Origin of the sequence: Proteiniphilum sp. UBA5384 (assembly GCF_002410825.1) — a bacterium.
Lineage (GTDB): Bacteria > Bacteroidota > Bacteroidia > Bacteroidales > Dysgonomonadaceae > Proteiniphilum.
Window position 1 is genome coordinate 392 of sequence record NZ_DHOS01000048.1, and the last position, 10,173, is coordinate 10,564.

The 10,173-nt window shown below is 42.2% G+C and carries 11 protein-coding genes; 5 read left to right on the plus strand and 6 right to left on the minus strand.

Translation table 11 applies throughout. The features are described 5' to 3' along the window. The first annotated feature begins 2 nt into the window (after nucleotides 1–2). From B4G81_RS09570 to B4G81_RS09585, 4 genes are read left to right on the plus strand one after another with little or no spacing between them, the layout of a single operon-like run. Nucleotides 3–797, plus strand: coding sequence for a MotA/TolQ/ExbB proton channel family protein (locus B4G81_RS09570; RefSeq protein WP_294081927.1), 795 nt, complete (start codon nucleotides 3–5; stop codon nucleotides 795–797). A gap of 5 nt (nucleotides 798–802) precedes the next feature. Beyond that, nucleotides 803–1,282, plus strand: coding sequence for a hypothetical protein (locus tag B4G81_RS09575; RefSeq protein ID WP_294081928.1), 480 nt, complete (start codon nucleotides 803–805; stop codon nucleotides 1,280–1,282). 40 nt (nucleotides 1,283–1,322) lie between these two features. Continuing rightward, complete coding sequence (locus B4G81_RS09580; RefSeq protein ID WP_294081929.1) at nucleotides 1,323–1,955, plus strand: biopolymer transporter ExbD; 633 nt, start codon at nucleotides 1,323–1,325, stop codon at nucleotides 1,953–1,955. 2 nt (nucleotides 1,956–1,957) lie between these two features. Further along, nucleotides 1,958–2,413, plus strand: coding sequence for an ExbD/TolR family protein (locus tag B4G81_RS09585; RefSeq protein ID WP_294081930.1), 456 nt, complete (start codon nucleotides 1,958–1,960; stop codon nucleotides 2,411–2,413). 83 nt (nucleotides 2,414–2,496) lie between these two features. On the opposite strand, the gene B4G81_RS09590 is transcribed toward B4G81_RS09585, so the two are convergent. Continuing rightward, the gene (locus B4G81_RS09590) at nucleotides 2,497–3,729 is read right to left on the minus strand and encodes an anaerobic sulfatase-maturation protein (protein WP_294081931.1); all 1,233 of its coding nucleotides are present in this window, start codon (nucleotides 3,727–3,729) and stop codon (nucleotides 2,497–2,499) included. A gap of 89 nt (nucleotides 3,730–3,818) precedes the next feature. Here B4G81_RS09590 and B4G81_RS09595 point away from each other — a divergent pair, with 89 nt between their 5' ends. Beyond that, complete coding sequence (locus B4G81_RS09595) at nucleotides 3,819–4,232, plus strand: DoxX family protein (RefSeq protein ID WP_294081932.1); 414 nt, start codon at nucleotides 3,819–3,821, stop codon at nucleotides 4,230–4,232. 66 nt (nucleotides 4,233–4,298) lie between these two features. Here the strand turns inward: B4G81_RS09595 and B4G81_RS09600 are convergent, their stop codons facing one another. The 5 genes from B4G81_RS09600 to B4G81_RS09620 all read right to left on the minus strand — a co-directional run bounded on the left by B4G81_RS09600 (nucleotide 4,299) and on the right by B4G81_RS09620 (nucleotide 9,939). Beyond that, nucleotides 4,299–5,519, minus strand: coding sequence for an ABC transporter permease (locus B4G81_RS09600; RefSeq protein ID WP_294081933.1), 1,221 nt, complete (start codon nucleotides 5,517–5,519; stop codon nucleotides 4,299–4,301). Further along, nucleotides 5,503–6,717 carry an ABC transporter permease gene (locus B4G81_RS09605; RefSeq protein WP_294081934.1) on the minus strand — a complete coding sequence of 405 codons (1,215 nt, stop codon included), beginning with the start codon at nucleotides 6,715–6,717 and terminating at the stop codon, nucleotides 5,503–5,505. Before B4G81_RS09605 ends, B4G81_RS09600 begins: the two co-directional genes overlap by 17 nt. Before the next feature lie 117 nt (nucleotides 6,718–6,834). Next, the gene (locus B4G81_RS09610) at nucleotides 6,835–7,833 is read right to left on the minus strand and encodes an HlyD family secretion protein (protein ID WP_294081935.1); all 999 of its coding nucleotides are present in this window, start codon (nucleotides 7,831–7,833) and stop codon (nucleotides 6,835–6,837) included. A gap of 58 nt (nucleotides 7,834–7,891) precedes the next feature. After that, nucleotides 7,892–9,418 (minus strand): TolC family protein, encoded by a 1,527-nt coding sequence (locus B4G81_RS09615; protein ID WP_294081936.1) that lies wholly within the window; start codon nucleotides 9,416–9,418, stop codon nucleotides 7,892–7,894. A gap of 80 nt (nucleotides 9,419–9,498) precedes the next feature. Continuing rightward, nucleotides 9,499–9,939, minus strand: a complete 441-nt coding sequence (locus tag B4G81_RS09620) for a MarR family winged helix-turn-helix transcriptional regulator (RefSeq protein ID WP_294081937.1) — start codon at nucleotides 9,937–9,939, stop codon at nucleotides 9,499–9,501. Nucleotides 9,940–10,173: the final 234 nt, after the last annotated feature.

Sequence of the window (10,173 nt, forward strand, 5' to 3'; positions counted from 1 at the left end):
CAATGAAAAAGTTATTTGCAATTTTAGCAATCTTCGGAATGATGTCCGTAGGATTGCCGTCGGTTCTTATGGCACAAGATACTGCTGGAGAAACAGAGCAAGTTGCCACTACTTCGGTTGAGACAACACAGGCTGCCGTTCAGGAAACATCGGCCGGTTTCCACCAGGCGATAAAGGTGAAGTTTATTGAGGGTGGTGCCGGCTTCATGAGCACAATTGCTATTGCTCTGATCCTGGGTTTGGCTTTCTGTCTTGAAAGAATTATCTATCTGAGTCTTGCCGATGTGAATCCGGATACTTTCCTGAATAAAGTAGGAGATGCGCTCGACAGAGGAGACGTGGAAGCAGCAAAAGACGTAGCACGCAATACCAGGGGACCGGTGGCTTCTATTGTATACCAAGGATTGCTTCGTCTCGATCAGGGGCCTGATGCAGTAGAACGTTCTATCGTTTCTTATGGAGGAGTACAGTCCGGCTTACTGGAAAGAAACCTTTCTTGGATTACCCTCTTTATCGCGATCGCTCCTTCTCTTGGATTCTTGGGAACGGTAGTAGGTATGGTGCAGGCTTTCGATGATATCCAAAGAGCAGGAGACATGAGCCCGACGATTGTTGCCGGTGGTATGAAGGTGGCTTTGATCACGACCGTGGGTGGTTTGATCGTGGCTATTATTCTCCAGATCATCTATAACTACATCCTTTCTAAAATGGAAGGTATCCTTAACAAGATGGAAGATGCTTCCATTACTTTTCTGGACCAGGTGATCAAATATAACGTTAAATACAAAAACTTGTAATTATTATGGCTGTAACTAAAATACATAGAACTTCCAGATTAACCCTGTACGTAGGTATCTTGATCACTCTTGTGGTACTGGGGTTGTTCTATCTTGGAGGTCAGGTGCCGGCGCATGAAAAGCTTGTGGCCGAAATGAGCCAGCCTAAGTTTACTGATATTGTATTGTATTGGGCCTATGTCCTTTTGGCAGTAACCGTAGTAGTTTTGATAGGATTTGCGATTGCCGATCTTTTGCGTGGGTTTAAAGAAAATCCTAAAAAAGCCCTGAGTGGTTTGATGACTATTGTAGGATTGGCTGCCTTGCTGATAATCACCTATATGATAGGTGACGGGACATTATTGAATATTCCCGGATACGAAGGAAATGATAATCGTCCGCCAACGTTGAAAATGACAGATATGTGGCTTTATAGCGCATATGTAATGCTTGTTCTTACACTTTTGGCAATGATTATTTTGCCGCTGATTAAAAGAAAAAAATAATCAACCAAGTCAAAAAGGTTAATTAAAAGAAAGTTTTTTTATGGCTAGAACAAAGAGAAAAGTTCCACCTCTAAATGGGAGCTCGATGGCCGACATTTCCTTTCTATTGCTGATCTTCTTCCTGCTCGTATCGAATATGGATGTCGACTCCGGGTTGGCACGCCGATTACCGGCACCCCCACAAACAGAGGAACAAACCTCTGTGGATGTGCAACGTAGAAATTTATTCATTGTATTGGTGAATTCTCAAAACGAAACAATGGCTGCAAACCAGCATGAAACCGAATGGTATGCTAACGAAGCCGAGTTACGGGGGGAAGTTGGAGGAAAGGTTGCATTGAAAGATAGGGTGAAAGAGTTTGTATTGAATACTGCTAATAGTCTTGATTTACCCGAATTGGAAGAGCAGGATTTCGGTGCTCCGATTGGCGTTGTACCAGTCACTGCTTCCCACGTCGTTTCCATTCAAAACGATGCCACCACCAGTTATAAAGCTTATATTGCTGTCCAGAACGAGGTGGTAAAAGCATATAACGAGTTGAGGGAAGAAGGTGCAAGGAAATATTTCAACACCTCATATGGAGAGTTAACGGAAATGCAACAGAAACAAATTCAGGATCTTTATCCTCAACGTATCTCTGAAGCTGAACCTAAAAATTATGGAGGACAATAATTATGGGAAAATTCAATAAAAGTGGTAAACGGGAAGTGCCGGAAATGAGTACTACATCTATGCCTGATATTGTTTTCGCCATCTTGTTTTTCTTTATGGTTACTACTACCATGCGTTCTGAGACATTGATGGTAAAGGTGCATATACCCACTGCTTCAGAAGTCCAGAAACTGGAGAAAAAATCATTGGTGACCTATATCAATATTGGTCCTCCTATGGATGTGAGACTGGGTACAGGTACACAGATGCAGCTGAATGACAGATTTGCACAAGTGTCCGAAATACAGGATTATATTGCACAGGAGAAAGCCAGTATGAATGAGGCAGATCAACCATTGATGACTGTTTCCATCAAAGCAGACGAAGATACACGGATGCAATATATCACAGATGTAAAGCAGGCGTTAAGACAGGCTTATGCATTAAAAATCAGTTATTCTGCCCGTAGGGGAGATTAATAGTTGAAACAATAACTACTAAAAAAACCGGATCAGCTCTTAGTGATTCGGTTTTTTTCTGCTCTTGTCCCCAGTTTCCCCGGTCATTTTCTCTCTTTTCCATCTTCCCGAATCCATTCCATTACATTCGCGGGTGGGCGTTTGGCCATTAGTTCATGTTTCATAAAGTCCATATAAGGTGCCACATGCGAGAAAAACCTGTAATATCCTTTGCATAAATAATTTAGTCCTTCATTTCCATATTTATCCTTGATAAACCTGTTTTTGGGACATTCACCATAGCAGGCGAAAAGCATGTCGCACTCACGACACTGCCGGGGGAGTGTGTCAAATTTATCATTCCCGAATTTTAATTGTTCTTCAGAATACATCATTGAAGAGAGAGGTTTACTATAGATATTCCCCAAACGGTATTCGGGAAAAACAAAATGATCGCATGAATAGACATCTCCATTGAATTCCATCACACCTGCATGTCCACAGGTCTTTGCCATGGTGCATACTCCCGGTTGTGCTCCTACCCAGTTGGCTAATGTAGAGTCGAAAATCTGAATGAATATTTTCCCCACATCCTGTTTGACCCATTCATCAAAAATAGTACAGAGGAACTCACCCCATTTGGCTGCATCAACAGTGAAAGGAGCAAGCTCCACATCCTCCTTCTCCCGGGCAGTTGCCAGTTTTAAACCGGAGGTATTCTTATGTAAGCGCTCTACTATGGGGGTGAACTGTACAAATTGGCATCCAATCTCTTTGAAGAACCGATAGAATTCCAACGGATAATCCACATTATAATCATTGACAACTGCCAGACAATTGAATTCAACTCCGTGTTTTTGCAAAAGCCGGATTCCTTTCATTACCCGATGGAAAGAGGGTCTACCCATTTTGTCGCGCCGGTATTCATCATGAAAATCCTGTGGTCCATCGATCGATATCCCTACCAGAAAGTTATTCTCTTTGAAGAAAGCGCACCACTCATCGTTAAGCAATGTCCCATTGGTTTGTATGGAGTTATCCACCTGTCGTCCGCGGGCATATCTCTTTTGCAGTTCGATGGCTTTTTTATAGAATGAGATTGGCCGCATCAATGTTTCCCCACCATGCCAGGTGAACATTACCTGAGGCATGGTCTGGGACTCGATATATTGTTGTATAAAACGTTCCAGAAGTTCTTCACTCATTACCTGATTTTTCCTGCCGTAGAGTATTTCTTTCTCCAGATAATAGCAGTAGTCACAGTCGAGATTACACTTAGATCCTACCGGTTTAAGCATTACGTACATCGGTTTGGCAAAGGGTGCAAAAGTAGACATATCAATTTTATTTATAAAGCAAAGATAAACAATTTATAGTATTATACGTTTAGAGGGCTGAAAAAAGTTAATTGATTCTAATTAAAAATATGAAGAAAAAAAATTTAGCTCAGTTTGGTTGGTTAATTTTAAGAGTCGGTATAGGGATATCGATTTTCCTCCATGGCTTCCCTAAAATTACCGCAGGTACGGAAATGTGGACCGCCATAGGAAGTAGCATGGGAATATTTGGTATTAATTTTGCCCCTACATTTTGGGGGTTTCTGGCCGCTTTGGCAGAGTCTGCTGGCGGACTTCTTTTTGCCCTTGGGTTATTATTCCGCCCGGCTGCCATTATGCTTACCGGCACAATGATCGTTGCTTTGTCAACCCATCTTGCCGCAGGGGATAGCTTTATGGTATTCGGGCATGCACTCGATCTTTTGATTGTGTTTATAGGCTCTGTCTTTATTGGCCCGGGTCAGTATTCCTTTGATGCGAAATTCCTGCCGAAGATTGCATAAGATATACAATTTCTATAGAATCCCTTCTTTTTATCCTGAAAAGAAGGGATTTTTGCTTGTGATCCATTATGATTTTATCTTATTTTCTGTGATACGTATTTGTAACCGATAGGCAATAATCGTTGCAATGAAATATACGGCGGCTTGAATCCACAAGGCAATATACTCAAATTGTACCTGTGATAATCCGGCTCCCATTGAATTGAGTTTTAAATAACCCTGAATCCCGAATGTACTCGGAAAGATTATCCCGAATGTTTTCCAGAGCCAAGGCATATTAGATTGAGGCCAGGAAAACCCGCTCAAAAAGAGCAAAACCAGCGAGAAGAACGGAAAAACAACCATGGAAGTCTCCCGATTACGGATGAATACTGAAATTAACATCGAGAAAAATATGACTGCCAGGAGGAAGGGGGTGAAAAAGCGGATAATATCCAATGGATCTCCTAAATGAGGTAGCTGGAAAATACGGGGTACCGCCAGTAATGCATAGGAGCATATTACTATGTACATACTGAAATAACAAAGTGCCTTGCCGATGATAGTAGGGAAGAACTTACCTTTTTGACGCATTTGCGGATCTATCGTGACTAGTTTTTCTTCACGCAATGTACCGGTCAGCATAGTGATTCCGAAAAAGAGCGTTTGATGAATAACTACGACGAGCACCACAGGGAGAAGGAAACTGGCAAATCCCATTGGTTCATTAAACAGGATCTTCTTATCATAATGGAAAGGAGCAGCAGAGATTTCGGCTGACTTACCTGTTATTCCGGCAGCATTCATCCTCTCTATTTTGATGTCTTTTCCTGCTTCGACTATGCTCAGATTGGCTCCCAGCATCATGGTCCGGTAGTACATAAAACTACTCATATCGCAGTAGAATGACACGGTAGCTTGTTCATTACGATGGATCTTCTGACTATAGTCCTTAGGGATATGGACAACGCCATGTATTTTTTGTTTATAAAATGGGTCTTTTGCCTCTTCGAGGTTATTCAGCCGGTAGGCTACGCTCAGATGCGGAGTTGCATCTAACCGTCGTACCAGATCGCGTGACCGTACACTTTGTGACTCATCAATCACGGCAATAGGCATATCCCGTATCGTCTCATTACGATAAATGGAGGGATAGAGAAGCGGATAGAGGAGGGTCGCTCCAAAAAAAATGACTACTAGGCCCGAATCTTTCAAGATAATCCGGTACTCATCCAATATGATATAGATGACCCGTCTTATCTCATGCAAGATACGAAAAAAGAAATTGGATTTATTGGAGTTGTTCATTGCATCTGCTGTTTTTTATTGCTGAACCTGTCTCATGTTGCAGGATAGTGTTTCTTAATCGTGGATACACCAGGAATGGTAATAGCAAAAATATAAGCATCCCGGCAAAGTATATCAACGAATAGCGTATATCCGCACCATTCAACGCTTCATTCACATATATCTTAAAATAGTAGCGTATAGGGAAGAACCATGAAAATATTTGTACTCCACGCGGCATGGCTTCTATAGGGAAGGTGAATCCGGCAAAGGAGACACTTAACAGGCTGTAAAACATTCCGATACTGATGGAATCGCGTAGTCGCTGTAATAAGCCGATGATGAATATGCCGATGGCCTGATGTGCCATGACAAAGATGAACATGGCCAGTGACATCCATGCAATGCTGCCGTTCATTGGAAATCTCATCACCCCATAAAGAAGGAACAATCCCAATAGTCCTAATAACGTGAAAAGAACGGTGTGCGGCAGTACTTTCCCTGTAAGTGCTGAAAGTATCGCATTATTGCCGGTTAAAAGCCATTCGTGTGTAGTATTTTGTTTCATCTCCACTCCTACGGCGTAAATGGTGAACATGATGATCAGCATCTGTAATACGCCGGGCAGCAATACATTCGACAAGTAAACACTGTAATTAGTGTAAGGATTACCTATCTGATGAGTATCCATGGCAATGGGTTGCAAAATAGGCATCAGGGTCTCTTTGCCTGTTACACCTTTTGCCTCTAATGATTGTTGCAGGATGAAGCCTGTCATCAATTCGCTGATGTAGGTCAGGTCTTTGTAGGAAAGTGAACCAGCTACCAGATAGACATCATTCACATAAAAAGAGATAGAGGGCTGGCGGTTGGCGAGCAAGTCGGATTGAAATCCCGGCGCAATGTCGATGATAGCGTAAATGTGTCCCCTCTGCATATCCTTGCGGGCTTCGGTAAAGGATGCATATTTACCCACAATTTCCACTTGAGGAGAGGCGTTTATATTCCTCTCCAAAGTGCGCGACATCGATGAGTTGTCGTTATCGACAATTCCGATGGGAAGTTGTCGTGGCAATCCTTCAGACATCAAGGTCAGAAAGAAAAGGTAACAGAAAAGCATCGCGCCTATCGAAGAAAGAAGATGTACGGGATGCGTCAACATCCGTTTCCACTCCCTGCCGGCTACATTCTTTATCTGTTGTATAGTTGAGTTGGACATATTTTTAAATTAAAAATGAATAGTGAAAAATTAAGAACTAAATGTTACTCCTTATTACATCAGTAAGTTCTTTCTTCTTGACTTTTCTTCGTTGAATTGGTCTTTAGTTATTGATTATTAATTTCTAACGACCAATGCTGTCATGCCCGGGCGAAGGTCTTTAATAGGCCCTGCCGGTTTAGCCCTGACCTCAAATGTTTTCAGGTCAAAATCACCGGTAGTCTTGGTGGACTTCCATGTAGCAAATGAAGCCATAGCTTTTATATAAGTGATTTCCAGTTCGATTTCCCGGTTATTTAAAGCCGGAACCTTTACGGTGATTACTGCTCCTTTTTTCATATCGTTGAGTAAGTCTTCACGCACATTAAAGGTGAACCATATATCATCCAGATCTACAATATTCATAATGGGTGCTCCGGTACCGACCAATTCTCCCTGTTTAGGGAATATTTCGGTTACTTCCCCCGAAATAGGAGCGACAAGAGTTATTTCTTTCATATAGGCTTCCACTTCCTGTACAGCTCCCTGTGCCTGGTCAACCAAGGCCAGAGCCGCATCCTTGTCTTCCACTTCTGCACCGTTTTTTGCCATCTCATATTGAGATTTGGCTGCTGCAGCTTGTGCAACTGCCGCCTGATATTGAGCTTCGGCTTCATCCCGCTTTTGGGCTGTGACCACTCCTTTTTCGAAAAGCCGTTGAACGCGGTCGTACGACTTTTTTGTAATATCGGTACCTACTTCGGCTTTTTGCCACATCTCATAAGCACTCTGAATTACCTCATTACGAGCTCCCTTTTTTGCCTTACGATCTTGTGCTTTCGCCGCATTTTGTACAGCTGTTGCTTGTGCCAGCTTCGCATAAATTTCGGGGCTGTCGATGAAGACTAGTGTGTCTCCTTTTTCAACTTGTTGCCCTTCTTCTGCCAAAAATTGCTGGATTCGACCGGCTACTTTTCCTGAGACACGTACCTCGGTCGCCTCGGCAGATCCTTGAATAACCACCGGTTCCGGTTTATAAATGATCCATCCGATAATAAAAATGATAATCACTACAGTGATGAGCCCGACCAATGCAATCCTTAGGTTGCGGATGTTCTCTGCTTTTTCTTTTTTCATTTCAGTTGCTATATTATTTGTTGAATTGTTAAATCGACAAAATCATTAAATCATCACATCAGTAAAGATTTCCCACCGCCTTCTTCAAGTACAAATTATTTAATTTTACATCGATAATGGCATCGAGGTATTCCGATTCGGCAGCCAGCCACGCATTTTGTGCCATTAATAAATCGGTAGAGGTAATCACACCTTCATCAAAGCCCTCCTTGGCATAATAAAGATTTTCTTTGGCATTTTCTACATTCTTTTGGGTCGTTTCCTGTTTTTTCAGGCTTTCATTGATCCGATAGCTGTTTTGATGCACTTGAAGTTCTATCTTTTCCTTCGCTTCTTCCAATTCGAGTTTCGCTATCACAGCCTGAGTGCGTGCTGCATTGAGAGTGTGCACCTTCTCTCCGAAATGGAACAGGGGAATAGCCGCGGTTACACCGACGGTGAACATGCCATTGAATTTCTTCTCCACCCCGTTGAAAATACTGGGATTGGTGGCGGTATATCCGCCGGTGAGGGCGACGGTAGGCAGAAAGCGCGAAGCCATGATCTTGCTATTGGCTTCAGCGATATTGCCTGCTTGTGTCAACATCTTGATCTCCGGGCGGTTTGCCCAGGCCTGTTCGATAGAAACGGCAGATTGTATGTCGATGACCTCTCCCAAATCGGAATCTTTCAGCTCGATCCGCTCTTCCAACGGTAATCCACAAAGTTGGTTCAATGCCATTCTTGAAAGATTTAAGCCATTCTCCGCCTTGGTCAAGGTGACATCAGCCTCGTTCAACCTGACTTTTATCTTCAACATATCCGCTTTGGTCGCCAATCCCTCTGCCTGAAGCGCCTGCATGTTCCTATCAAGTTCGGAAACCAGATTGTGGAACTCTTTTGCCAGTTGTACCTTATTTTCCAGCGATACCACACGCCAGTATGCTTCATCCACATTCACTATAAGATCTTCGGTCTTCTCCTGCACGCGTACTTCGGCGATTGCCTGATTGGACTTGGCAATGTTATTGAGTTGGATAATCTTGCCTCCCATAAAGATGGGCTGTACGAAACTGATGCCCCCGACGAAGATATTATGGATGTCGAATTCCATCGCTTCTTTTGGCAGAAGGGCGTGATTTTTCCATTGCAGGTTTTCCGGGTTTATTTCAGGATTAAACGGGTTACCCTGGGCATCCAGAGGGACAGGTTTCCCATCGACCATTGTAAATTTATTATTGATTGCCGATTGGTCAAAAGTAAATGTGCCGTCAGCATGGGGGGTAGGAATGGAGTTAGGCCCGATGCCGGTACCGAAATTACCGTTTACATCCAGGACTCCCACCGGTAAATGGGCATCTTCACCCAAGAGAGATACATTCTTTTGATTATACATATATGACCCATATGCCGATATATTCGGGAAAAATTGTGTGAATGCAGCCTTCGACAGTGATTGTGCTGCCCGTACATTCTCCTCTGCAATTTTTAAACTCTTATTATTCTCGAGGGCCATTTGCCGGCATTCCTCTAAATCTACCTGTCTTTGCGCTTGCAAGTAAGTAACAAAACAAATGCAACAAGTAATCAATAATATTTTTCTCATAATCTAAATAGTTAGTTAGACAACTAATAGGTGTGTATGCAAAATTATATTTTATTCAATCGATAAATTCAAAAAACAATTTAATACGCTCTTAAATTGTTCATAATCTGTATCAAAACTTCCTTAGTCCCACTTAGTTCTTCATCCGGTATGCCTTCCAACGCAAAATTTACAATGGAATGTATCACATCGGTTGTTTTTTGTCTTATCGCACCGCCCCGGGGGGTGAGGAGAATTAAATTATTGCGCCGGTCTGCAGGGTCTGATACCCGCATGACTAGGTTCTTTTTTTCCAGATTGTCGATCAACCGCGTTACGCTTGGCTTGTCTTTTTGGGTGAGGGCACAGATATCCGTCTGTATAATCTTATCTTTGTCCCATAAGCAGGATAGTACCGTCCATTGCTCAGTCGTGATATCAAGTCCTTGTTGTACAAAAGCCTTCAATACCGTACGGTTGATGAGTCCGGAAATCTTTCCTGAAAGAATTTCAAATATTTCTCGTTCTGTTACTTTTATCATAAAATTTTATAGTTGCATAAACAACTAATCGGCTGCAAAGATATATTTTTCCTTGAATAGTTACCTTCGATTTGAATTTCTTTATCCTGTTTTAACTTTTTATAAATCTTAGCTGAAAATTATAGATAAGATGCAATGAATCCTATTAGGGAGCACTTTTAATAGTAGTGGATATTATGTGGGGAGGTGAAAAAGTTTGGCATTTTTTATAAAAAAAGGGTAAGCTTACTATAT